We start from the raw sequence: 22,959 nt of genomic DNA, 5'->3' as shown, positions 1-22,959 counted from the left end.
GCTTCGCTCTTACAGGGGGATTCGGGTTATCCGCGGGGAACCAGGTCCAGGCACACCGAGTTGATGCAATAACGCAAACCGGTCGGTGGCGGGCCATCCGGGAACACGTGGCCCAGGTGCGCGTCGCACTTGGCGCAGACCACTTCGGTGCGGATCATGCCGTGGCTGACGTCGCGGATCTCGACCATCGCACTGTCGCCGATCGGCGCGTAAAAGCTCGGCCAGCCGCAGCCGGAATCAAACTTGGTCTTGGAATCGAACAACGGCTCGTTGCAGCAAATGCAGTGGTAAACGCCATCGGTCTTGGTGTCGTTGTACTTGCCGGAGAACGGGCGTTCGGTGCCCTTGAGGCGGCAAACGTTGTACTGCTCCGGGTCGAGCATCGCCTTCCATTCTTCCAGGGTTTTATCCAACTTTTCCATCGTCACACCTCAGCAGCTGAAAAAGCCCGATCTGTACCTTTTCCAAGGATCGGGCGGCACGTATGATTGCGCCTCGTCAAACGCCAGTCTGGCAGCCAGACACCGCGCATTCAAACGGATTATGAGTGTCGCCATCACGGGCGTCAGGCCTGTGTGAATACGCAGGATTCCCAGTACGGTAGTTCACACGCCGCCTGGATCGTTCATTTTCGGGAACACATCGCCATGCAGGTCAGCAAATCGAACAAGCTCGCCAACGTCTGCTACGACATTCGCGGCCCAGTGCTCAAGCACGCCAAACGCCTGGAAGAGGAAGGCCATCGCATCCTCAAGCTGAACATCGGCAACCCGGCGCCCTTTGGTTTCGAAGCGCCGGATGAAATCCTCCAGGACGTGATCCGCAACCTGCCGACCGCCCAAGGCTATAGCGATTCCAAAGGCCTGTTCAGCGCGCGTAAAGCCGTGATGCAGTACTACCAGCAGAAACAGGTCGAAGGCGTCGGCATCGAAGACATCTACCTGGGCAACGGCGTTTCCGAGCTGATCGTGATGTCGATGCAGGCCCTGCTCAACAACGGCGACGAAGTGCTGGTGCCGGCCCCCGACTATCCGCTGTGGACCGCCGCGGTCAGCCTGGCCGGCGGCAATCCGGTGCATTACCTGTGTGACGAAGGCGCCGACTGGTTCCCGGACCTGGCCGACATCAAGGCCAAGATCACCCCGAACACCAAGGCGCTGGTGATCATCAACCCGAACAACCCGACCGGCGCGGTGTATTCGAAGGAAGTGTTGCTGGGCATGCTCGAACTGGCCCGCTCGCACAACCTGGTGGTGTTCTCCGACGAAATCTACGACAAAATCCTCTACGATGACGCCGTGCACATCTGCACCGCTTCCCTGGCGCCGGACCTGCTGTGCCTGACCTTCAACGGTCTGTCCAAGTCCTATCGCGTGGCCGGTTTCCGTTCCGGCTGGATTGCCATTTCCGGGCCGAAACACCACGCCCAGAGCTATATCGAAGGCATCGACATGCTGGCGAACATGCGCCTGTGTGCCAACGTGCCGAGCCAGCACGCGATCCAGACCGCACTCGGCGGCTATCAGAGCATCAATGACCTGGTGTTGCCGCAAGGTCGCTTGCTGGAACAGCGCAATCGCACTTGGGAACTGCTCAACGACATCCCGGGCGTGAGTTGCGTCAAGCCGATGGGCGCGCTGTATGCGTTCCCGCGGATCGACCCGAAAGTGTGCCCGATTCATAACGACGAGAAGTTCGTGCTCGACCTGCTGCTGTCCGAAAAACTGCTGGTGGTGCAAGGCACGGCGTTCAACTGGCCGTGGCCGGATCACTTCCGTGTGGTCACCCTGCCCCGCGTCGACGAACTGGATCAGGCCATCGGCCGGATCGGCAATTTCCTCAAGACTTACCGCCAGTAAGCTGACGGGTACCGTGCGACGCTGGTCCGGGTCGCACGGTGATTGATTCAGCAACACATCTCTGCGCCCTGCCGCACATCCTTGCCGTCACCACCGCCTGCTGACCGATTTCGTGCTCACGTCTAACAAAGACGGGGGCCCCGCAGTCCAGCGACTGACAACCCCTTCCTGCATCAGCGTCGGAAATTGCCTGCGCGCGGCTAAACTGTTGCTGTAGGACACAGTTTGAAATAGTCACTCGGTTGAATAGCACGGTGCAGCACCTTATATACCCCGCAGTACGCTACATCTTTAGCATGAGGAGATTTCTACAACCATGATGCGCATCCTGCTGTTTTTGGCCACTAACCTGGCGGTCGTGCTGATTGCCAGCATCACCTTGAGCCTTTTCGGCTTCAACGGGTTCATGGCGGCCAACGGGGTTGATCTGAACCTCAATCAGCTGCTGGTTTTCTGTGCGGTCTTTGGTTTCGCCGGTTCACTGTTCTCGCTGTTCATCTCCAAATGGATGGCGAAGATGAGCACCAGTACGCAAATCATCAGCCAGCCGCGCACCCGTCACGAGCAATGGCTGCTGCAAACGGTCGAGCAACTGTCTCGCGAAGCCGGGATCAAGATGCCCGAAGTCGGGATTTTCCCGGCCTACGAGGCCAACGCCTTCGCCACCGGCTGGAACAAGAACGACGCACTGGTCGCGGTCAGCCAGGGCTTGCTCGAGCGGTTCTCGCCGGATGAAGTCAAAGCCGTGCTGGCCCACGAGATCGGTCACGTGGCCAATGGCGACATGGTGACCCTGGCGCTGATCCAAGGCGTGGTGAACACCTTCGTGATGTTCTTCGCGCGGATCATCGGCAACTTTGTCGACAAGGTGATCTTCAAGAACGAAGAAGGCCAGGGCATCGCCTACTACGTGGCGACCATCGTCGCCGAACTGGTGCTGGGCATCCTCGCCAGCTCGATCGTCATGTGGTTCTCGCGCAAACGCGAATTCCGTGCCGACGAAGCCGGTGCACGCCTGGCCGGTACCAGCGCGATGATCGGTGCCTTGCAGCGCCTGCGGGCCGAACAAGGACTGCCGGTGCACATGCCGGACACCCTGAACGCGTTCGGCATCAACGGTGGCATCAAACAGGGCTTCGCCCGCATGTTCATGAGCCACCCGCCGCTGGAAGAACGTATTGAAGCGTTGCGTCGCCGGGGCTGATAGCCCGGCGCAGAAAACGAAGGGGCGATCAATTGATCGCCCCTTTTTTATGTCTTTTGCTTTTGAATCAACTCATCAAACGATAAACCCGCTCTTCAAGTCGCGTGACCCCGCTCTCGACAAACTTCCAGCTCTCGCCGAGCACGTCCTGGTCTTCCAGGATCTTCAACTCCCAGGTTGCCCCGAACAACCGCTGCACTTCATCGTCCAGCACGGCGAACGGTGGCCCATCCTTTTGCGCCTGATCGTAATCCAGGGTAATCAACAGCCCCAGGGAATCCTTCGGCAGGATCCGCTTCAGGTGCTCGGCGTACTGCTCACGCATCTTCGGTGGCAAGGCGATCAGCGCCGCGCGGTCGTACAGCGCGCTGCAATCGGCGACATCGCCGGCGGTCAGGGCGAAGAAATCACCACACCAGATCTCGATCGAACCGGCGCGATAGACCGTGAACGGCCCCTGATCGCTGACGTCCGGGTCAAATTGATGCTCGTGAAAAAAGTCCTCCACGGCTTTTTCCGACAACTCGACGCCCAATACCTCGTGACCGCATTTGGCCAGCCACAGCAGGTCCAGGCTTTTCCCACATAACGGCACCAGTACCCGCGCGCCCTCTTCCAGGCCGAGTTGCGGCCAGTACCGTTGCAGATATGGATTCACTTCCGGCAGGTGAAAGCCGATCTGATTCGACGTCCACCGCTTGTGCCAAAACTCCGGCTGCATAATTAATCCCGAAAATTCGATCAAAAGACGCTAAAACTTATATTAGATTTAGATCAATGATCTGACTGAAGATGACGCCATCTTACCCCTCAGGAGCTCTTTCATGTTCCCCAGCCTGTACATATCCCATGGTTCGCCCATGTTGGCACTGGAACCGGGTGCCAGTGGTCCCGCCCTGGCGCGTCTGGCGGCAGAAATGCCCAAACCCGAAGCGATCGTGATTGTCTCGGCGCACTGGGAAAGCAACGAGCTTCTGGTCAGCGGCAACCCACAGCCTGAAACCTGGCATGACTTCGGTGGTTTCCCGAAGGCTTTGTTCGAGGTGCAATACCCGGCGCCGGGCGATCCGCAACTGGCGGCCGAGGTTGTCGAATTGCTCAAGGCTGATGACCTGCCAGCGCGCATTGACGCCAAGCGGCCGTTCGATCACGGGGTGTGGGTGCCGTTGTCATTGATGTACCCGCAGGCCGACATCCCGGTGGTGCAGGTCTCACTGCCGACCCGTGGCGGCCCGGCCCTGCAAACCCGTGTCGGCCATGCGCTGGCCAAGCTGCGCGAGCAAGGTGTGCTGGTGATCGGCTCCGGCAGCATCACCCACAACCTGCGAGAACTGGACTGGCATGCCGGCCCGGAAAGTGTCGAGCCGTGGGCCAAGGCCTTCCGCGACTGGATGATTGAAAAACTTGCCGCCAACGATGAAGCCGCACTGCACGATTATCGCCAGCAGGCTCCGAACGCGGTGCGCAACCATCCGAGCGATGAGCATTTGCTGCCGTTGTACTTTGCTCGCGGGGCTGGGGGGAAATTCGGGGTTGCACACCAGGGGTTCACCATGGGCGCCTTGGGCATGGATATTTACCGCTTTGGTTAACTGATCGTTCCCACGCTCCGCGTGGGAATGCAGCCCGGGACGCTCCGCGTCCCTTTAAAAGCCGAACGCAGAGCGACCGATGAGGCAATCCCACGCAGAGCGTGGGAACGGTCAGGCAAAAAAAATCCCCGAACCAGTCGGGGATTTTTTATGTTCGATCAATCAGCCCAGAGGCGGATTAATCTTCGCGATAGCGACGCAGCTTCAACTGCTTGCCAGCAACGCGAGTGTCCTTCAGTTTGGTCAGGAGTTTTTCCAGACCATCTTCCGGCAGCTCGACGAGGCTGAAGCTGTCACGCACCTGGATGCGACCGATTGCTTCGCGAGCCAGGCCACCTTCGTTGAGGATAGCGCCCAGCAGGTTCTTGGCAGCGATACCATCACGCGCACCCAGCGCGGTACGGCAACGAGCACGGCCTTCGGCCAATGCAACCGGAGCACGACGCTCACGATCACCACGGTCCGGACGATCACCGGTACGCTCTGGACGATCGCCACGCGGTGCGTTGTTCGGCACCAATGGACGCTCTTTCTCGATCGCAGCCAGGGTCAGCGCCTGAGCGTTGGTGGCCTTGCGCAGCAGCGCAGCGGCCAGGGCACGCGGGGTGCAACCGATGTCGGCGGTCAGGCGATCGAGCAGATCACCGTGAGTCGATTCGGCATCAGCGACCAGCGGCGACAGGCTGTTGGTCAACTTCTTGATGCGCGCATCGAGAACAGCTTGGGCGTCCGGCAGGCGAACTTCGGCAACCTTTTGACCGGTTACACGCTCGATCACTTGCAGCATGCGGCGCTCACGTGGAGTCACCAGCAGCAGTGCACGACCTTCGCGACCGGCACGGCCAGTACGGCCGATACGGTGAACGTAGGACTCTGGATCGTACGGCATGTCAACGTTGAACACGTGAGTGATGCGCGGAACGTCCAGGCCACGGGCAGCAACGTCAGTCGCCACAACGATGTCCAGACGGCCATCCTTGAGGGATTCGATCACGCGCTCACGTTGGTTCTGAGCAATGTCACCGTTCAGCGCAGCGGCTTTGTAGCCTTTGGCTTCCAGGGCACTGGCCAGGTCCAGGGTCGCTTGCTTGGTGCGCACGAACATGATCAGGGCGTCGAAGTCTTCGACTTCCAGCAGGCTCAATACAGCCGAGGTCTTCTGGTCAGCGTGAACCAACAGGTGAGCCTGTTCGATCGCGGTAACGGTCTGAGTCTTGGTCTGGATCTTCACGTGCTGCGGATCACGCAGGTGACGCTCGGCGATCGCACGGATCGACTGCGGCAGGGTCGCCGAGAACAATACGGTCTGACGGGTCGGTGGCAGAGCCTTGAAGATAACTTCGAGGTCGTCCATGAAACCCAGTTTGAGCATTTCGTCCGCTTCGTCGAGAACCAGGTGGTTCACGGTCGACAGGACTTTTTCGTCACGACGCAGGTGGTCGCACAGACGACCCGGAGTGGCGACAACGATCTGTGCGCCATTACGGATTGCTTTCAGTTGTGGGCCCATCGGGGCGCCGCCGTAAACGGCCACAACGGTAACGCCCGGCATTTGCTTGGCGTAGGTTTCGAAAGCGGTTGCTACTTGCAGCGCCAACTCACGGGTTGGCGCCAGGATCAGGGCTTGCGGCTCGCGCTTAGCAGGATCGATGCGATGCAGGATTGGCAGGGCGAACGCGGCGGTTTTACCGGTACCGGTTTGCGCTTGGCCAATCATGTCGTGGCCGGCCATGATGATCGGGATCGATTGCTGCTGAATAGCCGAAGGCTCTTCGTAGCCAGTCGCGATGACGGCTGCAAGAATATTCGGATTAAGATTAAAAGCGGCGAAGCCGCCGGTTTCCTGGGTCATGGGTCTGCCTCTAAGTGCATCCGCAAAGACCCATGCTCCAAAGCTGCGCATGCCGTGTAAGACTCAAGAGTCGCCCTGGCTGCTTTGTCGGCGGGGATTTGCGAAAACGAATGAATGAAAAAGATTCGTCAAGGAAGAGTCCGCTGTGCGGACGTGCAGCCGAAGCTGACTTCGGGGAATTGCGCTACCTAAACGCGGCCCGGTTAAAGGCCGGCGCGCACTATACCGGAATTCGCCCAAAAAGGGAGCATTATTTGTCGGAAAACTGACGTATATACCGTTCTGTAACAGGCTTTGCGGATAATCGTGCAACGGTCTATTTTTCAAAGGCCCGGCCCTGCTGGCGATAGCGCTAAAACGGTTCACCCCGGTGACCCGGACCTTTGGTCTGGCACCCCCTTCCCGCCCGAGGAAATACCTCATGAATCAGCCTGTTTCCAGTCGTGTCAGCCGCGAACAGCGCGGTCATGTCTTGTTACTCGGCCTGGACCGGGTCGCCAAGCGCAACGCCTTCGACCTCGATCTGCTCAACGACCTGAGCCTGGCCTATGGCGAGTTCGAGGCCGACAGCGAGGCGCGAGTGGCGGTGGTGTTCGGCCACGGCGAGCATTTCACCGCCGGGCTCGACCTGATCAATGCCAGCGCGGCGCTGGCCGAAGGTTGGCAGGCACCGCCCGGCGGTTGTGATCCGTGGGGCGTATTCGCCGGGCCGAGGGTGAGTAAACCGGTGATCGTCGCCGCGCAAGGTTATTGCCTGACCATCGGCATCGAGCTGATGCTGGCCGCCGACATCAACCTCTGCGCCAGCAATACCCGTTTCGCCCAGATGGAAGTGCAGCGCGGGATCTTCCCGTTTGGCGGCGCCACGCTGCGCCTGCATCAAGTGGCCGGCTGGGGCAACGCCATGCGCTGGCTGCTGACCGGCGATGAGTTCGACGCTCATGACGCGTTGCGGCTGGGGTTGGTGCAGGAGGTCATGGCCAGTGAGGATCTGTTGCCGAGGGCGCTTGAACTGGCGGAACGTATTGCAAGGCAGGCGCCGCTGGGGGTTCAGGCGACGTTGATGTCGGCCAGGCAGGCGCGTTATGAAGGAGAAACCGCGGCGGCGCAGGCGTTGCCGGCGATGGTGAAGAAGCTGTTGAACAGTGAAGATGCCAAGGAGGGGGTGCGGTCGATGGTCGAAAAGCGGCCCGGCATCTTCAAAGGGGTTTGAGGTTTGCGGTGGGGCGAATAATGTCTTCGCGGGCAAGCCTCGCTCCTACAGGATTTGTGTCGTTTGCCGGAAATGCGAACGACACAAAACCTGTAGGAGCAAGGCTTGCCCGCGATGAGGCCACTACAAATAACGCATTACGTCGCCGGCCGAATCGCCTTGATCAACGACAACAACGAATACCCCAACCGCGGCGCCAGCCCTTCGGCCCGGGCGATCAATCCGTCCATGTCCAGCTCCTGATCCAGTTCCGACGGCACGATCAAAATCACGTTGCCCTCCTTCACCGGCAGTTCCCAGTAATGCCGGTGATAGAGCCCGCGAAACAATGCCGCGCCCAGCGGTTTGCCGTCATCGGTGGCCCATTGGTTGATCACCAGCCAGCCCCCCGGATTCAGTCGTTTCTGACAGTTTTCCAGAAAGCTCCAGGCCAGATGCCCGACGCCCGGCCCGACATCGGTATAGAGGTCGACGAAAATCAGGTCCGCCGGTTCTGCCGTTTCCAGCAACTCCAGCGCATCGCCGACGCGGATGTACAGCCGTGGATCGTCATCCAGCCCCAGGTATTCAATGGCCAGACGCGGTACATCGGGGCGCAACTCGATGGCTTCGACATCTTCCAGCGGCAGAAACTTGAGGCAGGCCTGGGTCAACGTGCCAGCGCCGAGGCCGAGGAACAGCGCGCTTTCCGGCTGCTCATGGCACAACGCACCGATCAGCATGGCGCGGGTGTAGTCGTACTCCAGCCAGCTCGGGTCGGCCGTGAACACGCAGCTTTGCTCGATGGCATCGCCGAATTCGAGAAAACGGTAATCGGCCACTTCCAGCACGCGAATCACGCCGAACTCATCCTGTACCTCGGCGAGCAAATGCTCGACGCGCTCCTCAGTCATTTCGTCTCCTGATCGTCGCCGGACCAGCAACCTGGCCAAACAGCAACGCGACAAGCCGCAACACAAAGCGGCAAAGGCGCGATTGTCCGCGAAGCGACGGGAACAGGTCACGCACTAATTGCTGATAACATAAGCGCCCGTGCGTAAACACTAGAGACCGTGATGAGCCAACCCTGGAGCCCTGACAGCTGGCGTGCCTTGCCGATCCAGCAACAACCCCGCTACCCCGATGCCGCGCATTTGGCGCAGGTCGAGCAAACCCTGGCCAGCTATCCGCCGCTGGTGTTTGCCGGTGAAGCCCGGGAATTGCGCCGTCAGTTTGCCGAAGTGACCCAGGGCCGAGCGTTTCTGTTGCAGGGCGGCGATTGCGCCGAAAGCTTCGCCGAGTTCTCCGCCGCGAAAATCCGCGACACCTTTAAAGTGCTGCTGCAAATGGCCATCGTGATGACCTTTGCCGCCGGTTGCCCGGTGGTCAAAGTCGGACGCATGGCCGGCCAGTTCGCCAAACCCCGTTCGGCCAACGACGAAACCATCGACGGCGTGACCTTGCCCGCCTACCGTGGCGACATCGTCAACGGCATCGGTTTCGACGAAAAAAGCCGCGTCCCGGACCCGGAACGCCTGCTGCAGTCCTATCACCAGTCCACCGCGACCCTGAACCTGCTGCGCGCTTTCGCCCAGGGCGGATTTGCCGACCTGCATCAAGTGCACAAGTGGAACCTGGACTTCATCGCCAACTCGGCCCTGGCCGAGAAATACAGCCACCTTGCCGATCGCATTGATGAAACCCTGGCCTTTATGCGCGCCTGCGGCATGGACAGCTCGCCGCAATTACGCGAAACCAGTTTCTTCACCGCCCACGAAGCGCTGTTGCTGAACTATGAAGAAGCCTTCGTCCGTCGCGACAGCCTGACCAACGATTACTACGACTGCTCGGCGCACATGCTGTGGATCGGCGACCGCACCCGTCAGCTCGACGGCGCCCACGTGGAGTTCCTGCGCGGGGTGAACAACCCGATTGGCGTCAAAGTCGGCCCCAGCATGAATCCGGAAGATTTGATTCGTCTGATCGACGTGCTCAACCCGGACAACGACCCCGGCCGCTTGAACCTGATCGCGCGGATGGGCGCGAACAAGGTCGGCGATCACCTGCCGCAGTTGATTCGCGCCGTCGAGCGTGAAGGCAAGAAGGTGCTGTGGAGCTCCGACCCAATGCACGGCAACACCATCAAGGCCAGCAGCGGCTACAAGACCCGCGACTTCGCGCAGATTCTTGGCGAAGTGAAGCAGTTCTTCCAGGTGCACGAAGCGGAAGGCACCTATGCCGGCGGTATCCACATCGAAATGACCGGGCAGAACGTGACCGAGTGCATCGGTGGCGCGCGGCCGATTACCGAGGATGGGTTGTCGGACCGTTACCACACCCATTGCGATCCGCGGATGAACGCGGATCAGTCGCTGGAATTGGCGTTTTTGATTGCTGAGACGTTGAAACAAGTCCGCCGCTAAGTCAGTGATCGTTCCCACGCTCTGCGTGGGAACGATCAGGTTAAGGCCCGCTTACTCAATCTGCGCCATTACCACCCGCAACCGCCCCGCACTCTCCCGCTGACAATTCAACTGAACCCGCTCCAGCCCCAACCAATCCGCCATCCGCCGCAAATTCACCGCCAACGCCAGCATTCCCGCCCCATCCAGCCCCGGCTCTTCTTCGTGCACCGCATGCACCGCCAACCGGCCCAGCGCCCGTTCGGCCCGCAAATCCACCCGCGCGGCAATCCGTTCATTGTGCAAAAAGGGCAGCACGTAATAGCCATAGACCCGCTTATCCTGCGGCGTATAAATCTCCAGCCGATAACGGAAATCGAACAACCGCTCGGTGCGGCTGCGTTCCCAAATCAGTGAATCGAAGGGCGACAGCAAGGCGCTGGCCTCGACCTTGCGCGGGACCTTGGGCTCGGGCAGGCAATAGGCTGGTTGGCGCCAACCCTCGACTTCGCAGGTCAGCAATTCACCAGCCTCGACCAGTTCCGCCAAACGCGGACGGGCATCCCCGGGGCTCAGGCGAAAATAGTCCCGCAGGTCTTTTTCCGTCGCCACACCCAAGGCATTCGCGGCGTGCAGCAACAGCCCGCGCAGGGCTTCGGCTTCCGTGAGCAACGGCTGTTGGAGAACGACCGAAGGAATAACCCGCTCTGGCAAATCGTAAAGCCGTTCAAACCCGCGTCGGCCCGCGACGGTGACTTCACCGGCGGCAAACAACCACTCAAGCGCATGCTTTTCGGCGCTCCAGTCCCACCACGGCCCCGCCCGTTCCTGACGGGTCGACAGACTCCCGGCGCCCAGCGCGCCCAGCTCCTGAACCGAACCCAGGACCCGGCGAATCGTGTCCTGTTGCTCACGACCAAACCGCGCCAATTGTTGATAAATGTCTTCGCCGCGAGTCGCGCGCAGCATGCGCCAGCGCATCAACGGGTACATGGACAGCGGCAATAACGACGCTTCATGACCCCAATATTCAAACAACGTACGGTGCCGACCCTGACTCCAGGCAGCCTGATCGAGAAGGTCGGAAGAGTAGTTACCAAGACGGGAAAACAAGGGGAGGTAGTGCGAGCGCACCAACGCATTGACCGAATCGATCTGCAAAATGCCCAGCCGTTCAATCAACCGATTGAGCTGGACCGCTTTGATCGCCGCTGGCGGCTGGCGCCCGTTGAATCCTTGGGCAGCCAGTGCCAGACGTCGAGCCTGTTTGATGGAAAAGGACAGCGTTGCGGGCATGAGCATCTCCTTGTCTGCTCGCAACCTACCTCACCAGAGAGGGGTTTGTGTAGCAATGGCCTCATCATTTATGCATCGGATCGTCCCAGAACGGCCGGACCGATTCGTGCTCGACATCCGCACGACTGACGCCGATATCTTTCAGCGCTTCATCGCTCAGGCTCGCCAAAAGCTCACGTTCGCGGTGAAGTTCGTACCAGCGACTAAACTTGTGCAGCAAATCGGAAACCGCGTGGATTGAGAATTTTTCTGCCGTTACATGCTCGTGTTGACCTTTCATCATGTCGCCCTCCTTTAGGGATGGCTCAAGTCTCGCCCCGGAGCTAAGATCAATCCAACGAATGTTTCTGATGGTATGCATCTCGGAGATTGATGAATGTCGGCGTTCCCCAGTATCGATACCGATGTACTGCGCACTTTTGTCGCCATCGCCGACTTGGGCGGTTTCACCCGCGCCGGCGAAATGGTCAACCGCACGCAATCGGCGGTGAGCATGCAGATGAAGCGCCTGGAAGAAGACGTGTTGCAGCGCCAGTTGTTCGAGCGCGACGGGCGTCAGGTCAAGTTGACCGCCGAGGGCCAGGTGCTGCTCGGCTATGCGCGGCGCATCCTCAAACTGCACAGCGAAGTCTTCAATACCCTGCGCGAACCGCACATGGTCGGTACCGTGCGCATCGGCACGCCGGATGATTATGTGATGCGGTTTCTGCCGGGGATTTTGTCGCGGTTCGCCAAGTTCTATCCGCTGATCCAGATCGAAGTGCATTGCGAGTCGACCAGGCAGCTGTTGCAGCGCCAGGACCTCGACCTGTCGATCGTCACCCGCGAGCCGGGCACCGAGATCGGCCAGTTGCTGCGCAAGGAGCGTTTTGTCTGGGCCGAGGCGCAATGTTTCAGCGCCCACGAGCAGACGCCGTTGCCGCTGGCGATGTTCAACAGTGATTGTTTCTGCCGGTTATGGGCATGCAATGCCCTCGATGCGATGGGCCGCGATTACCGGATTGCCTACAACAGCTCGAGCCTGTCGGCATTGATGGCCGTGGTCAGCGCCGGCCTGGCGGTGACCGCGCAACTGGAAAGCCTGATCACCCCGGACATGCGCATCCTCGGCGCCGCCGAAGACCTGCCGCTGCTGCCCGAGGCCAGCATCATGCTGGTGCGCAACCTGCACAACCCGTCGCCGATCACCGAGTGCCTGGCCGAGCACATCGTCGAAGGCTTCAAACTTTAAAAGCGAGCATCACCGCGCAGAACACCAGGAAACCGCAGAACAGCCCGCGCAGCAGCCGCTCCGGCATGGCGTGGGCGATTTTCACGCCCCAACTGATGCTCATCAATCCGCCAATGGCCAAGGGCAAACCGATCATCCAGTTCACCTGATGATGCACCGCGTACGTCACCAGGGTGACGCCGGTGCTCGGTAATGCCAGGGCCAGCGATAAACCTTGAGCAACCACCTGGGAAGTACCGAACAGGCTGGTCAGCACCGGCGTCGCCACCACCGCCCCGCCCACGCCAAACAACCCGCCCATGGTCCCGGAAGCCGCGCCAAGCACGCCCAGCCATGGCCAGGAGTAATGCATTTGCGAAGATGCCGGGGCGTTGGCGGTAAACATTCGCACGAGGTTGTAGGTCGAGAGCGCCACCAGGAATGCGACAAATCCCACGCGCATGGTTTGCGCATCGATGCCCACGGCCCAGATCGAACCGATCCAGGCAAAGCAGAATCCCATCGACGCCAGCGGCAGTGCGTGGCGCAATTCGATGCGATTACGCTGGTGATAGCGCCACAGCGCCAGCATCACGTTCGGTACTACCATCACCAACGCCGTGCCTTGGGCGATCTGTTGATCGAGACCACACAACACGCCAAGCAACGGAATGGCAATCAGGCCACCGCCGATGCCAAACAAACCACCCAGGGTGCCCAAGGCAGCGCCAAAGATCAGATACAACAAAAACTCAAGCACAGGCCCATTCCCTCTTGTCAGGCATTTCATCCTACGCAGTCGGCTCTGGCAGGGAAACGCACAGCAACGCACAATGGCTGTGCCGATTTCGCACAAGCGCTGGTAAAACCATGAACCCCAATCAATTGACCGACCAACTCGGGCTGTTCCTCGATGTGCTGGAAACCGGAAGTTTTTCCGCCGCATCCCGGCGCCATCCGCTAACGCCTTCGGCCGTGGCCCGACGGATCGACAGCCTGGAAAGCGCGGTCGGAAGCCAGTTATTCCTGCGCAGCACCCACGCGGTGCGGGCGACGCCAGCCGGTCTGGCGTTTGCCGAGCGGGCGCGGCGGATCGTCGCCGAATTGCGGTTGGCCCGGGCGGAGGCGGTGTCCCTCAGCAGCGCGCCCGAAGGCTTGATCCGGGTGGACGCGCCCGCCGCGTTTGGCCGCCGACATCTGGCGCCGGTCATTGCCGATTTTCTGATGCTGTACCCCGGCCTCGATGTGCAATTGCACCTGATCGACAGTTTTGTCGATATGCAGGGTTTGAACCTGGGCAAGGTCGATCTGGTGCTGCGTGCCGGGCAAATGGCTGATACCCGGCTGGTGGCCACGCCGCTGGCGAACATGGTGCGCATCGCTTGCGCCAGCCCCGCCTATTTGAAGCGTCGGGGCGTGCCGACCGATCCGTCCCAGTTGAGCGAACACGATGGCCTCGACTGGGACGGCCTCGCCCCGCCCTTCGCTTGGCGCTTCGAACAGGATGGGCGCATGCAATTGCACCGGCCGGCGCGGATCCGCATGAGCGCCAACAACGCCGAGGCGTTGGTCTGCGGCGCGCTGGCCGGGCTCGGCATCGCGCATTTGCCGACCTGGCTGGCCAGCGAATACCTGTTGCGCGGCGAACTGCTGCCGCTGTTCTGCGAAAACGGCCTGCCAAAACCGGAAACCGCCGGGATCTACGCCTTGCGCCTGGAGCAGCAGGCCAGTTCCCGCAGTCGCCTGTTGCTGGAATACCTAAAAACTCGCTTCAGCCCGATTGCGCCGTGGGATCTGGCCCTGCAAGGCAATCTAACCGGCTACTGAGCCATAATTATCTGGCGCATTAAAGATTCGCCCGCTAGATTCATGACGATTACTGATCAAGGCTTTGACATGACCACCGACCGCAACACCCCGGACACCTGCGACCACCTGCTGCTGGACAATCAGGTGTGCTTCGCCCTGCATTCCACTTCGCTGCTGATGACCAAGGTCTATAAACCGCTGCTGCAAGCGCTGGGCCTGACCTATCCGCAGTACCTGGCGATGATGGTGTTGTGGGAACGGGATGGTTTGACCGTAGGCGAAATCAGCACAAGGCTGCTGACCGATCCTGGCTCGTTGACGCCGCTGCTCAAACGCCTGGAAGTTGAAGGACTGCTCAGTCGTACTCGTAGCCGTGAAGATGAACGGGTGGTGATCGTCGAGCTGACCGAACAGGGTCGCGCGTTGCGGGACAAGGCTCGGGATATTCCGCAGTGCATCCTGGGGGCCAGCGGGCAGACGATCGAGCAGTTGAAGAAATTGCAAAATGATCTTCAAGCGCTGCGTAGCCATTTGCAGGACAGTCTCTAGGGCATCTGCGAGACCGCGTTATCGTTCTTCGCGGGCAAGCCTCTCCTGCAATTCGCATTCGCAACATCTCTCACAGACCAAACTTTCTCAAAAATTTATCTTGCGCGCTAAATATTAGCGCGATACATTCATCTCGCACTTACTTGGCGCGCAAACATTTAGCGCAAAACACCCAAACCCGAATGAGGCTCACACCATGCAAACTCTCTACACCGCAATCGCAACTTCCACCGGTGGCCGTGATGGTCGCGCGGTTTCCAGCGACAACATCCTCGACGTCAAACTCGCCACCCCAAAAGAACTCGGCGGTGCCGGCGGCGCGGCGACCAACCCTGAGCAACTGTTCGCAGCTGGCTACTCCGCCTGCTTTATCGGCGCGCTGAAGTTCGTTGCGAGCCAGACCAAACGCACCATCCCGAATGATGCGTCGATCACTGCTCATGTCGGCATCGGCCAGATTCCCGGTGGTTTCGGCCTGGACATCGACCTGCACATCAGCCTGCCGGGTCTTGAACAAGCGGATGCGCAAACACTGGTCGATGCGGCTCACCAGGTGTGCCCGTACTCCAACGCCACCCGTGGCAATGTCGAAGTGCGTTTGCACGTGACCGTTTAACGTCAGGCTGCGATCTTTTGATCTTCAAATCCAAGGCGAAAAAAAGCCCGACTCAATGGTCGGGCTTTTTCATTCCTGAAGCTGTGCTTATTTAGCACGGCCTTTGTAGGAACCGCCTTCGCGGGTGTCGATTTCGATGCGGTCACCGATTTCGATGAAGTCAGCAACTTGCAGCTCAGTGCCGTTGCTCAGCTTCGCAGGCTTCATGACTTTGCCGGAAGTGTCGCCGCGAGCGGAACCTTCGGTGTAGTCGACTACGCGCACGATAGTGGTCGGCAGTTCTACGGAAACCAGACGCTCTTCGAAGAAGATCGCTTCGCAAACATCGGTCATGCCTTCTTCAACGAAAGGCAGAACGGCTTCGATGTCTTCAGCGTTCAGTTCGTACATGGTGTAGTCGGTGGTGTCCATGAACGTGTAGGTGTCGCCGCTGATGAAGGACAGGGTCGCTTCTTTGCGGTCGAGGATTACGTCGTCCAGTTTGTCGTCAGCGCTGTAAACGATCTCGGTCTTGTAACCGGTCAGCAGGTTCTTCAGCTTGGTCTTCATGATCGCGCTGTTACGACCGGACTTGGTGAATTCAGCTTTCTGAACCAGCCAAGGATCGTTTTCGAGACGGATCACGGTACCGGGTTTCAGTTCTTTACCAGTTTTCATTGCGAATATCCGAATTTGGATGGGATTTACAAAAATCTAGGCCGCGTATCATATCCAATTTACATAAAACTGTACCAGCGCCGCGGCAAGATCGGCCTGCAAGGCTTGTTCCAGACACCACGTCTCGGCGTGTTTTTCCAGCTCAGGCCAGTGTTTGCGGGTCGCGAGCCACTGGTCGGCCATGTCGTCGCCGGCGTTCCATGCTCGCCAAAGACCGCTGATCGCCGCGCTGGCGGCTGCCGAAAGGCCTTTTGTATAGAGCGCGAGGAAGGCTTCGAGCTTGTCGAGGTGGATGTCTTCGTCCTGCTGGTAGATGTGCCACAGCAGCGGCCGCCCCGCCCATTGAGCCCGGACAAAGGAGTCTTCACCGCGTACAGCATTGAAATCGCAGGACCAGAGCAAGTGGTCATATTGGTCCTGACGGACGAATGGCAGCACCTGAACCGTCAGGGCAGCGCGCACATGCAACGCACCCGCCGCGAGATCACTGACCCCGAGCCAGCGTTCAACGTCACCGAGAATCCGCCCTTCCGGCACCAGCAGATGCGTAAGCGTCGAATCGCTGGCCAAGGTGTCGAGCCAACTCGCCAGCCCGGCGTTTTCATAGGCAAACAGCGAGATCAACTGCGCGCCTTGCGCACGATCGATCCCTAACCCTTGCAGGAATTCACGCTGGGCCTCGGGGCTTTGTTGAAACTGCCGACGCCGCTCCAGCAATTCATGTTCACGCAGCAAGCCGCCAGTGCCCTTCTGGAACCCCGGGAAGAAGAAATACTTCTGCACGTTTTTGTACTTCACCGACGGCAACCCGTGGCAACCGATGACCCAGTCCTCGGCGCTCAGGTAGTCGAGGTTCATCCACAGCGGCGGTTTCTCGCGCTCGGCCATGGCTTCCATATAAGCGCTGGGCAGTTGGCAGGCGAAGGCGGCAATCACCACATCGGCGGCAGCAACGGGTTGCCACTCGGCCGGCCAGTGGCACACCTCGACACCTTGCTGCCATTGCCGGGGCGCGTGGATATCGATCTCCGGGCACAGGCGTTCGAAGGCGCGCAGGTCGTCGACCCACAAGCGAACGTCTACCGAGTGTTCGACCACCAATTGCCGGGCCAGACGCCAGGTCACGCCGATGTCGCCAAAATTGTCGACCACGGTGCAAAAAAGATCCCAGCGGGTGTTCAGTTCAGGCATTCCAGATTCCCGTTGGCAAAGGCGCTGATTGTCCGCATAAATTACCCCGTGCAGAAGAGCCGACGACGATTAATCTTCGTGCGACAATCGCCATCCGCCCGCGACCACCCGCCAGGAGGCAGCCATGCCCTACCGTCCCAACCCGCGCCGTCCGTTGCCGGTCCGCCTCAATGCCCTGCAATTGACCGGCAGCATTGCCTTGGGGCTTTGGCTGGGGTTCCTGGCCATCGCCCTGACGTGCTGGCTCGCCTCGCGCTTTTTGTTCCCCGAGCAATTGGCACCGGTGGCCCAGGCTGTGCAGCAACTGGCGAAACCGCCGGTGGTGGTGCAGCCCGCCCCTGAAAGCCCGATGTTCGAGCAGTACAAGGAAAACCTGCGCAAGAACGAGCAACAGCAAACCCTCGATCAGGCCCGCACCAATAACCGTAACCTGTCGAACCCCAAATGCCAGTTCTGGCTACAACAGGACCAGACCGCACCCAGCGAAAAAAGCCGCGCCAACGTCCTGCAATTCTGCGATTGATCATGAACAAACTCATCGTCCACCAACTGATTCTCGACAAGCTGCGCATCGATCTCGACATCGCCGAACGCGCGGCGCAAACCGCCTATGAAACCGCGACCCACGAAGAGAACATCGCCGAAAACAAGTACGACACGTTGGGGCTGGAGGCTTCTTACCTCGCGGCCGGGCAGGCGAAACGGGTCGAGGAAATCCGCCATTCACTGACGCTGTGCCAGAACCTGGCGTTGCGCCCGTACGACGATCAGCGCGGCATCGAAGTCGGCGCTTTGCTCGGCCTCGAAGACGAAAAGGGTCGGGAACAATGGCTGTTCCTGGCGCCTGATGCGGCGGGTTTGAAGGTCGATGTGGTGGGGCAGATGATCACCGTCATCACCCCCCGCTCGCCGCTGGGCAAAAGCCTGCTGGGCAAGTTCGAAGGGGACGAGGTGGAGATTCTGGTGGCGGGCGCTCGGCAACAGTTTGCTGTCACCGAGGTTGTCTAAAGAAGTTTAGTGGACAGGCAGTTCAACGCCGTCGAACAGCTCTTCCAGTTCCTGCTTGTTGTGGCACTGGATGGCCTTGGCCATGACTTCGCGGGTCAGGTGCGGGGCAAACTTCTCGATGAAGTCGCACATGAAACCGCGCAGGAAGGTGCCGCGACGGAAACCGATTTTGGTGATGCTGGATTCGAACAGATCGCTGGCATCGAGCATCACCAGGTCGCTGTCGAGCTTGGCGTCGACCGCCATTTTGGCGACGATGCCCACGCCCAGACCCAGGCGCACGTAAGTCTTGATTACGTCGGCGTCGGCGGCGGTGAACACCACTTTCGGCGTCAGGCCGCGATGGCTGAACGCTTCGTCGAGTTTCGAACGGCCGGTGAAACCGAACACGTAAGTCACGATCGGGTATTCGGCCAGGGCTTCGAGGGTCAGCTTCGGCAGCTTGGTCAGCGGATGGCCCTGGGGCACGACCACGCAGCGGTTCCAGCGGTAGCACGGCATCATCACCAAGTCACCGAACAGCTCCAGGGCTTCAGTGGCGATGGCGAAATCCACGGTGCCGTCAGCAGCCATTTCGGCGATCTGCATTGGCGAACCCTGGTGCATGTGCAGGGCAACGTCCGGGTACTGCTTGATGAAATTACTGATCACCGGCGGCAACGCATAACGCGCCTGGGTGTGGGTGGTGGCGATCGACAGGGTGCCTTTCTTCTCGTTGGAGAATTCCTGGGCGATCTGCTTGATGCTTTCAACCTTGCGCAGGATTTCGCCGGCGGTGGTGATGATGCGCTCGCCGGCCGGGGTGACGCGGGTCAGGTGCTTGCCGCTGCGGGCGAAGACCTCGACGCCCAATTCGTCTTCCAGCAAACGGATCTGTTTACTGATGCCCGGCTGCGAGGTGTAGAGACTTTGGGCAGTAGCGGAAACGTTGAGGTCGTGGTGCGCCACTTCCCAGATGTAGCGCAGTTGTTGAAGCTTCATATGAATCCCTCAAAGCAGGTAGACGCCACGGGCATCAGCGACGGTATATAACTATATTAATGGTTTGAAGAATAAATCTAGAACTTTTTTGTCAAAACGCCATTAATCGTGTTCTAGCGATCTCCCTGACGCCGACGCTCCACCAGCGGCACCAGATAGACCGGGACCCTGGCCAACTGCAACACCCGCGCGGCCGTGCGGCCCAACGGCGTTTCCGCCCCGGCCCGATGGCTATGACTACCTACGATCAGCAAATCCACGGAGAGTTTCTGCGCCTGGTCGAGAATCACCTGCGACGGATCGCCCTGCAGCACGCGCACCGCCTGAATCCGCTGCAGATCCTGTTCCCCCTCATCCCCCAGTTCTTCACGAAAGCTTTCCAGCACCCGACGCTCGATATTGGCGATCACCGTGTTCAGGCCCTGACTGTGAAACTCGTTCAACGCCTGCTCGTCGAGGTAGCTCTGCAGCACCGATTCGGCAAACAAGCCCATGGGTTCCACTGCGTGCACCACATACAAATCGGCATTGAACGTTCGCGCCAGCGCCAAGGCATGCTGCATCACCAAAGGTGCATACAGGCCGAGGTCGGTGGCATACAGCATGGAACGAATCATATGACCTCCTTGCGTGCCGACATGGCGGAGATTGATTCAGCTTAGCAGTGCCTTGCCGAGTACGACGTGCCGCGTAACACCTTGACGCAGGAGCTTAAACTTTCTGCTCGTTGCTTATGCCGTGGGGCACGTGCCCGGTGGCGACGACTTCGCGCGCCAGTTCGCAATGGCCGGCCTGATCGTCGAAAAACACGTCGGCGGCAAAAGCCTCGAGAAACGCGGCTTTGGTCAGGCCGCCGAGGAACAGCGATTCGTCCAGGCGAATGTCCCACTCGCGCAACGTGCGGATCACGCGTTCATGAGCCGGCGCCGAGCGCGCGGTGACCAGCGCCGTGCGGATCGGGCAAGCGTCGTCGGGGAACTCACGCTGCAACAAATTGAGCGCTGCGAGGAAGCCTTTGAACGGCCCACCGCGCAATGGCTCGCGGGCGGATTCGCGCTCGCTGGCCTGGAACGCTTCCAGCCCGCCGGCCTGATAGACCCGCTCCGACTCATCGGAAAACAGCACCGCGTCACCGTCGAAGGCAATGCGCAATTCGTCACTCGCGGCCCGGCTCGCACCGCCCGAGAGAATGGTCGCCGCAGCAAAACCGGCGTCCAATGCGCTGCGCACATCCTCGGCATGGGTTGAGAGAAACAGGTCGCAACCAAAGGCCTTGAGGTAGGGATACGGACTGCGCCCACCGACAAACGCGGCGCGGGAAATCGCCAGGCCGTAATGGTGAATCGAGTTGAAGACCCGCAGGCCGGTGTCCGCACTGTTGCGCGACACCAGCACCACTTCGACCCGCGCGCGGCCGAGACTGGCATTGAGCTTCAGCAGTTTTTCCACCAGCGGGAAAGCATCACCGGGCTCGAGGATTTCGTCTTCGTGTTCGATCTGGTACTGCCGATAGGCTTCGACGCCGCTCGACAAATACACCTTGTGGCTCTCGCTCAAGTCGAACAACGCGCGCGATGAAATCGCCAGCACCAACTTGTCATCTATGTCTTTCGCCATGCCCTTCCCCTCTGGTGGATCGACTCAAACGTTACGTCGATCGATAAAACCGAGCGCCCGATACAAGGCCTCGATGCGTGGCAATTCACAGCCCGCCGCTTTCGCCGCCGCCAGGGGTCGGGCGTAGATCGCCTGCAGTTCCAGCGGGCGTTTGTGCAGCAAATCATGGTACATGCTCGGCCAATAGTCGGGCATTTTCTCGGTCATCATGAACAGGTAGTCGGCGTAACCGGGTGGTATGGCGTGACCGCAGGCCTGGGCGCCCTGCACCACTTCGGCCATCAACGCCTGGATCAGCGCGCGGCTGTCGGTATCGGCCATCAATGGCGTGGTACTCGCCCCCAGCAGTACCGACAGACCGTTGTAAGGAATATTCCACACCAGTTTTTGCCAGCGCGCCTGATGCAGGTTGGGCATGGCTTGCGAGTCGATGCCGGCCTTGCGGAACAGCCCGGCGCCCTCCTCGACCAGCGCCATGCGCGTCGCCTCGTCGTTGGCCGGGCCACTGTGGTAACCGACATTCACCGCGCCAAGGGCCTGGTGGGTGATCACGCCGGGGCCTTCACGATGGACGCAAATCAGGCACAGGCCACCGAGCAGGTGCAGCGAATCGGGCAGCACCTCACGCAGGCTGTCTTCGACGTCCAGGCCATTTTGCAGCAGCAACACTTTGGCGCCAGGCGCGGCGGCTTCAATGATGATCGGTGCCAGACCCGAACTGGTGCTCTTGGCCGCCACCAGCAGCCAGTCGCACTTGGGCATGTCTTCAGCCGCTGAATAAGCCTGGACCGGGTTCAGGCTCAGTGCGCCATGCACCGCACTGTTCACTTGTAACCCGCGCTCGGCGACGGCGGAAAACTCACTGCGCAGCAGAAAATGCACATCGAAACCGGCGCGCGCCAGCATCACCCCGTAGAAACCTCCGATTGCGCCGGTCCCGATAATGCCGATTGTCGGCTTGGCAACTGCTTGCATCATGGCAACTCCTCAGCAATTCGATTCAGCGCCTGCCCCACCGCTGCATTGAGTTCGGTGCCGGTCAGACGCGACTGTAGCGCCCCGAAGAACTCACCGTCGCGCACCACAAACAGCGCCGGCAAATGAAAGACCTCATAGCGCTCGACCAAGCCACCATTATCGGCGGCGTCGATCCAGCACAGGCGATCGACCGCCAGCTCGATCCTTGGCAACTGCTCGCGGGCAAACCGGCAACTGGCGCAGCCGACGCTGGTGAAAATCACCAGGGAAATGCCGTTCATCGCCAGCAGCCGTTGGTCGGCGTCGAAATCTGTCAGTTCCGATTCGACCACTATACTGGGGGAAACAATGTCAAATGGGCGACACAGGGAGTCCGTGTTCATGGGACGTTTTCTTCCTCATCCTGACGATGTGCCCGTGGAGCTGACGCTACTCAAACATGAGTGCATTTCACGGCAACGGCTGCACACTATCAGCCTCGGCGGCATGGCTTGCAATTACCACCGCGCCTGGCGTCACGGTACGGCGCTGGAAGTGCGCATGCCGACCTTGAACCCCGACTTGCGTTACTTGGGCTATGTGGCCTGGTGCCTGCGCCGCAAGCGCGGCTATCTGGTGGGCATTGCGTTTGTCGACGAGCAGATGCTGTTCAGTGCGCGGATGGGCGAACAGGTGTGCCAGATCGAACGTTATTGCCGCCTGCATGAGGCGCACGAAGACCTGCAGGATATTCAGGCCCTTGCCCTCGAATGGGTCCAGCAGCATGCCGACGAGTTCTCCCACGACACGGTTCGCAAGGCTTTTGCTCAGCCTGTGCTGGATTAAACCCGTGTGTGCCCATTGTCGAACAGGCGCCTAACGCGCTAAGGTTCCGCTCCCCGACGCGCTTAATTTGCTGTGCTCCGCCGCGCGGGTTCGCTGGCGGATGGCACCCGTGACCTGACGA

Annotated in this window: 26 protein-coding genes; 12 read left to right on the top strand and 14 right to left on the bottom strand. The window is 59.9% G+C overall.

The genetic code is table 11. From position 1 onward, the window contains the following. Nucleotides 1–26: 26 nt before the first annotated feature. Nucleotides 27–422 carry a peptide-methionine (R)-S-oxide reductase MsrB gene (gene msrB, locus HKK53_RS30055; RefSeq protein ID WP_169373754.1) on the bottom strand — a complete coding sequence of 132 codons (396 nt, stop codon included), beginning with the start codon at nt 420–422 and terminating at the stop codon, nt 27–29. 225 nt (nt 423–647) lie between these two features. On the opposite strand from msrB, the gene HKK53_RS30050 reads away from it, so the two are divergent. After that, nucleotides 648–1,859, top strand: coding sequence for a pyridoxal phosphate-dependent aminotransferase (locus HKK53_RS30050; protein ID WP_054052048.1), 1,212 nt, complete (start codon nt 648–650; stop codon nt 1,857–1,859). Between the two features lie 316 nt (nt 1,860–2,175). Continuing rightward, complete coding sequence (htpX, locus tag HKK53_RS30045; protein ID WP_169373753.1) at nt 2,176–3,063, top strand: protease HtpX; 888 nt, start codon at nt 2,176–2,178, stop codon at nt 3,061–3,063. 67 nt (nt 3,064–3,130) lie between these two features. Here the strand turns inward: htpX and HKK53_RS30040 are convergent, their stop codons facing one another. Further along, entirely contained in the window at nt 3,131–3,784 is a 654-nt protein-coding gene (locus tag HKK53_RS30040) for a thiopurine S-methyltransferase (RefSeq protein WP_169373752.1), read from the bottom strand. Nucleotides 3,785–3,887: 103 nt separating this feature from the next. Between HKK53_RS30040 and HKK53_RS30035 the strand changes: the two genes are divergently transcribed. Further along, nucleotides 3,888–4,655, top strand: a complete 768-nt coding sequence (locus HKK53_RS30035; protein ID WP_169373751.1) for a DODA-type extradiol aromatic ring-opening family dioxygenase — start codon at nt 3,888–3,890, stop codon at nt 4,653–4,655. A gap of 178 nt (nt 4,656–4,833) precedes the next feature. Here the strand turns inward: HKK53_RS30035 and HKK53_RS30030 are convergent, their stop codons facing one another. Further along, the gene (locus tag HKK53_RS30030) at nt 4,834–6,507 is read right to left on the bottom strand and encodes a DEAD/DEAH box helicase (RefSeq protein WP_123510266.1); all 1,674 of its coding nucleotides are present in this window, start codon (nt 6,505–6,507) and stop codon (nt 4,834–4,836) included. A gap of 421 nt (nt 6,508–6,928) precedes the next feature. On the opposite strand from HKK53_RS30030, the gene HKK53_RS30025 reads away from it, so the two are divergent. Continuing rightward, nucleotides 6,929–7,720 (top strand): crotonase/enoyl-CoA hydratase family protein, encoded by a 792-nt coding sequence (locus tag HKK53_RS30025; RefSeq protein WP_169373750.1) that lies wholly within the window; start codon nt 6,929–6,931, stop codon nt 7,718–7,720. A gap of 137 nt (nt 7,721–7,857) precedes the next feature. Here HKK53_RS30025 and HKK53_RS30020 read toward each other — a convergent pair whose 3' ends face one another. Then, nucleotides 7,858–8,613: a spermidine synthase gene (locus tag HKK53_RS30020; RefSeq protein WP_169373749.1), complete on the bottom strand. Its 756-nt coding sequence runs from the start codon at nt 8,611–8,613 to the stop codon at nt 7,858–7,860. Nucleotides 8,614–8,775: 162 nt separating this feature from the next. Between HKK53_RS30020 and HKK53_RS30015 the strand changes: the two genes are divergently transcribed. Beyond that, the gene (locus HKK53_RS30015; RefSeq protein ID WP_092279550.1) at nt 8,776–10,122 is read left to right on the top strand and encodes a class II 3-deoxy-7-phosphoheptulonate synthase; all 1,347 of its coding nucleotides are present in this window, start codon (nt 8,776–8,778) and stop codon (nt 10,120–10,122) included. 51 nt (nt 10,123–10,173) lie between these two features. On the opposite strand, the gene HKK53_RS30010 is transcribed toward HKK53_RS30015, so the two are convergent. Both HKK53_RS30010 and HKK53_RS30005 read right to left on the bottom strand, forming a co-directional pair. Further along, on the bottom strand, nt 10,174–11,397 hold the full coding sequence (locus HKK53_RS30010; protein ID WP_169373748.1) for a winged helix-turn-helix domain-containing protein: 1,224 nt from the start codon (nt 11,395–11,397) through the stop codon (nt 10,174–10,176). A 64-nt stretch (nt 11,398–11,461) separates the two neighbouring features. Beyond that, nucleotides 11,462–11,677 carry a DUF1127 domain-containing protein gene (locus tag HKK53_RS30005; protein WP_133838411.1) on the bottom strand — a complete coding sequence of 72 codons (216 nt, stop codon included), beginning with the start codon at nt 11,675–11,677 and terminating at the stop codon, nt 11,462–11,464. Nucleotides 11,678–11,773: 96 nt separating this feature from the next. On the opposite strand from HKK53_RS30005, the gene HKK53_RS30000 reads away from it, so the two are divergent. Further along, nucleotides 11,774–12,628, top strand: a complete 855-nt coding sequence (locus HKK53_RS30000) for a LysR substrate-binding domain-containing protein (RefSeq protein ID WP_169373747.1) — start codon at nt 11,774–11,776, stop codon at nt 12,626–12,628. Here the strand turns inward: HKK53_RS30000 and HKK53_RS29995 are convergent. Continuing rightward, nucleotides 12,618–13,367 (bottom strand): sulfite exporter TauE/SafE family protein, encoded by a 750-nt coding sequence (locus tag HKK53_RS29995; RefSeq protein ID WP_169373746.1) that lies wholly within the window; start codon nt 13,365–13,367, stop codon nt 12,618–12,620. The genes HKK53_RS30000 and HKK53_RS29995 overlap by 11 nt on opposite strands. 110 nt (nt 13,368–13,477) lie before the next feature. On the opposite strand from HKK53_RS29995, the gene HKK53_RS29990 reads away from it, so the two are divergent. The 3 genes from HKK53_RS29990 (at nt 13,478) to HKK53_RS29980 (ending at nt 15,581) form a co-directional block, all read left to right on the top strand. Beyond that, nucleotides 13,478–14,434, top strand: a complete 957-nt coding sequence (locus HKK53_RS29990; protein WP_169373745.1) for a LysR family transcriptional regulator — start codon at nt 13,478–13,480, stop codon at nt 14,432–14,434. A gap of 69 nt (nt 14,435–14,503) precedes the next feature. Then, nucleotides 14,504–14,965: a MarR family winged helix-turn-helix transcriptional regulator gene (locus HKK53_RS29985; RefSeq protein ID WP_169373744.1), complete on the top strand. Its 462-nt coding sequence runs from the start codon at nt 14,504–14,506 to the stop codon at nt 14,963–14,965. Nucleotides 14,966–15,161: 196 nt separating this feature from the next. Continuing rightward, complete coding sequence (locus HKK53_RS29980) at nt 15,162–15,581, top strand: organic hydroperoxide resistance protein (protein WP_133838258.1); 420 nt, start codon at nt 15,162–15,164, stop codon at nt 15,579–15,581. An 87-nt stretch (nt 15,582–15,668) separates the two neighbouring features. Here HKK53_RS29980 and HKK53_RS29975 read toward each other — a convergent pair whose 3' ends face one another. Beyond that, nucleotides 15,669–16,238: an elongation factor P gene (locus tag HKK53_RS29975; protein ID WP_032626910.1), complete on the bottom strand. Its 570-nt coding sequence runs from the start codon at nt 16,236–16,238 to the stop codon at nt 15,669–15,671. A gap of 48 nt (nt 16,239–16,286) precedes the next feature. Then, nucleotides 16,287–17,429 carry an elongation factor P maturation arginine rhamnosyltransferase EarP gene (earP, locus tag HKK53_RS29970; RefSeq protein ID WP_169373743.1) on the bottom strand — a complete coding sequence of 381 codons (1,143 nt, stop codon included), beginning with the start codon at nt 17,427–17,429 and terminating at the stop codon, nt 16,287–16,289. 124 nt (nt 17,430–17,553) lie between these two features. Between earP and HKK53_RS29965 the strand changes: the two genes are divergently transcribed. Then, nucleotides 17,554–17,952 carry a hypothetical protein gene (locus HKK53_RS29965; RefSeq protein WP_169373742.1) on the top strand — a complete coding sequence of 133 codons (399 nt, stop codon included), beginning with the start codon at nt 17,554–17,556 and terminating at the stop codon, nt 17,950–17,952. Between the two features lie 2 nt (nt 17,953–17,954). Next, the gene (locus HKK53_RS29960; RefSeq protein ID WP_169373741.1) at nt 17,955–18,437 is read left to right on the top strand and encodes a GreA/GreB family elongation factor; all 483 of its coding nucleotides are present in this window, start codon (nt 17,955–17,957) and stop codon (nt 18,435–18,437) included. Between the two features lie 6 nt (nt 18,438–18,443). Here HKK53_RS29960 and cysB read toward each other — a convergent pair whose 3' ends face one another. The 5 genes from cysB to HKK53_RS29935 all read right to left on the bottom strand — a co-directional run bounded on the left by cysB (nt 18,444) and on the right by HKK53_RS29935 (nt 22,396). Continuing rightward, the gene (gene cysB / locus HKK53_RS29955; RefSeq protein ID WP_054052018.1) at nt 18,444–19,418 is read right to left on the bottom strand and encodes an HTH-type transcriptional regulator CysB; all 975 of its coding nucleotides are present in this window, start codon (nt 19,416–19,418) and stop codon (nt 18,444–18,446) included. Nucleotides 19,419–19,531: 113 nt separating this feature from the next. Further along, complete coding sequence (locus HKK53_RS29950; RefSeq protein WP_169373740.1) at nt 19,532–20,035, bottom strand: universal stress protein; 504 nt, start codon at nt 20,033–20,035, stop codon at nt 19,532–19,534. Nucleotides 20,036–20,129: 94 nt separating this feature from the next. Then, on the bottom strand, nt 20,130–21,035 hold the full coding sequence (locus HKK53_RS29945; RefSeq protein WP_169373739.1) for a 5'-nucleotidase: 906 nt from the start codon (nt 21,033–21,035) through the stop codon (nt 20,130–20,132). 24 nt (nt 21,036–21,059) lie between these two features. Next, nucleotides 21,060–22,013 carry a putative 2-dehydropantoate 2-reductase gene (locus HKK53_RS29940; RefSeq protein ID WP_169373738.1) on the bottom strand — a complete coding sequence of 318 codons (954 nt, stop codon included), beginning with the start codon at nt 22,011–22,013 and terminating at the stop codon, nt 21,060–21,062. Further along, a complete protein-coding gene (locus tag HKK53_RS29935) occupies nt 22,010–22,396 on the bottom strand; it encodes a thioredoxin family protein (RefSeq protein WP_169373737.1) in 387 nt (128 codons plus the stop codon). The genes HKK53_RS29940 and HKK53_RS29935 overlap by 4 nt, the downstream gene beginning before the upstream one ends. Between HKK53_RS29935 and HKK53_RS29930 the strand changes: the two genes are divergently transcribed. Next, the gene (locus HKK53_RS29930) at nt 22,395–22,838 is read left to right on the top strand and encodes a PilZ domain-containing protein (protein WP_169373736.1); all 444 of its coding nucleotides are present in this window, start codon (nt 22,395–22,397) and stop codon (nt 22,836–22,838) included. The two genes, HKK53_RS29935 and HKK53_RS29930, sit on opposite strands and share 2 nt — an antisense overlap. Nucleotides 22,839–22,959 lie beyond the last annotated feature (121 nt).

The sequence above is a fragment of the Pseudomonas sp. ADAK7 genome, assembly GCF_012935675.1.
Taxonomy (GTDB): domain Bacteria; phylum Pseudomonadota; class Gammaproteobacteria; order Pseudomonadales; family Pseudomonadaceae; genus Aquipseudomonas.
This window is presented reverse-complemented; position numbering and strand designations above follow the sequence as displayed.

Bases quoted from the DNA above. Each gene is read 5' to 3' on its own strand.
- msrB (WP_169373754.1), bottom strand. From the start codon at position 422: ATGGAAAAGTTGGATAAAACCCTGGAAGAATGGAAGGCGATGCTCGAC.
- HKK53_RS30050 (WP_054052048.1), top strand. From the start codon at position 648: ATGCAGGTCAGCAAATCGAACAAGCTCGCCAACGTCTGCTACGACATT.
- htpX (WP_169373753.1), top strand. From the start codon at position 2,176: ATGATGCGCATCCTGCTGTTTTTGGCCACTAACCTGGCGGTCGTGCTG.
- HKK53_RS30040 (WP_169373752.1), bottom strand. From the start codon at position 3,784: ATGCAGCCGGAGTTTTGGCACAAGCGGTGGACGTCGAATCAGATCGGC.
- HKK53_RS30035 (WP_169373751.1), top strand. From the start codon at position 3,888: ATGTTCCCCAGCCTGTACATATCCCATGGTTCGCCCATGTTGGCACTG.
- HKK53_RS30030 (WP_123510266.1), bottom strand. From the start codon at position 6,507: ATGACCCAGGAAACCGGCGGCTTCGCCGCTTTTAATCTTAATCCGAAT.
- HKK53_RS30025 (WP_169373750.1), top strand. From the start codon at position 6,929: ATGAATCAGCCTGTTTCCAGTCGTGTCAGCCGCGAACAGCGCGGTCAT.
- HKK53_RS30020 (WP_169373749.1), bottom strand. From the start codon at position 8,613: ATGACTGAGGAGCGCGTCGAGCATTTGCTCGCCGAGGTACAGGATGAG.
- HKK53_RS30015 (WP_092279550.1), top strand. From the start codon at position 8,776: ATGAGCCAACCCTGGAGCCCTGACAGCTGGCGTGCCTTGCCGATCCAG.
- HKK53_RS30010 (WP_169373748.1), bottom strand. From the start codon at position 11,397: ATGCCCGCAACGCTGTCCTTTTCCATCAAACAGGCTCGACGTCTGGCA.
- HKK53_RS30005 (WP_133838411.1), bottom strand. From the start codon at position 11,677: ATGAAAGGTCAACACGAGCATGTAACGGCAGAAAAATTCTCAATCCAC.
- HKK53_RS30000 (WP_169373747.1), top strand. From the start codon at position 11,774: ATGTCGGCGTTCCCCAGTATCGATACCGATGTACTGCGCACTTTTGTC.
- HKK53_RS29990 (WP_169373745.1), top strand. From the start codon at position 13,478: ATGAACCCCAATCAATTGACCGACCAACTCGGGCTGTTCCTCGATGTG.
- HKK53_RS29985 (WP_169373744.1), top strand. From the start codon at position 14,504: ATGACCACCGACCGCAACACCCCGGACACCTGCGACCACCTGCTGCTG.
- HKK53_RS29980 (WP_133838258.1), top strand. From the start codon at position 15,162: ATGCAAACTCTCTACACCGCAATCGCAACTTCCACCGGTGGCCGTGAT.
- HKK53_RS29975 (WP_032626910.1), bottom strand. From the start codon at position 16,238: ATGAAAACTGGTAAAGAACTGAAACCCGGTACCGTGATCCGTCTCGAA.
- earP (WP_169373743.1), bottom strand. From the start codon at position 17,429: ATGCCTGAACTGAACACCCGCTGGGATCTTTTTTGCACCGTGGTCGAC.
- HKK53_RS29965 (WP_169373742.1), top strand. From the start codon at position 17,554: ATGCCCTACCGTCCCAACCCGCGCCGTCCGTTGCCGGTCCGCCTCAAT.
- HKK53_RS29960 (WP_169373741.1), top strand. From the start codon at position 17,955: ATGAACAAACTCATCGTCCACCAACTGATTCTCGACAAGCTGCGCATC.
- cysB (WP_054052018.1), bottom strand. From the start codon at position 19,418: ATGAAGCTTCAACAACTGCGCTACATCTGGGAAGTGGCGCACCACGAC.
- HKK53_RS29950 (WP_169373740.1), bottom strand. From the start codon at position 20,035: ATGATTCGTTCCATGCTGTATGCCACCGACCTCGGCCTGTATGCACCT.
- HKK53_RS29945 (WP_169373739.1), bottom strand. From the start codon at position 21,035: ATGGCGAAAGACATAGATGACAAGTTGGTGCTGGCGATTTCATCGCGC.
- HKK53_RS29940 (WP_169373738.1), bottom strand. From the start codon at position 22,013: ATGATGCAAGCAGTTGCCAAGCCGACAATCGGCATTATCGGGACCGGC.
- HKK53_RS29930 (WP_169373736.1), top strand. From the start codon at position 22,395: ATGGGACGTTTTCTTCCTCATCCTGACGATGTGCCCGTGGAGCTGACG.
- HKK53_RS29935 (WP_169373737.1), bottom strand. From the start codon at position 22,396: ATGAACACGGACTCCCTGTGTCGCCCATTTGACATTGTTTCCCCCAGT.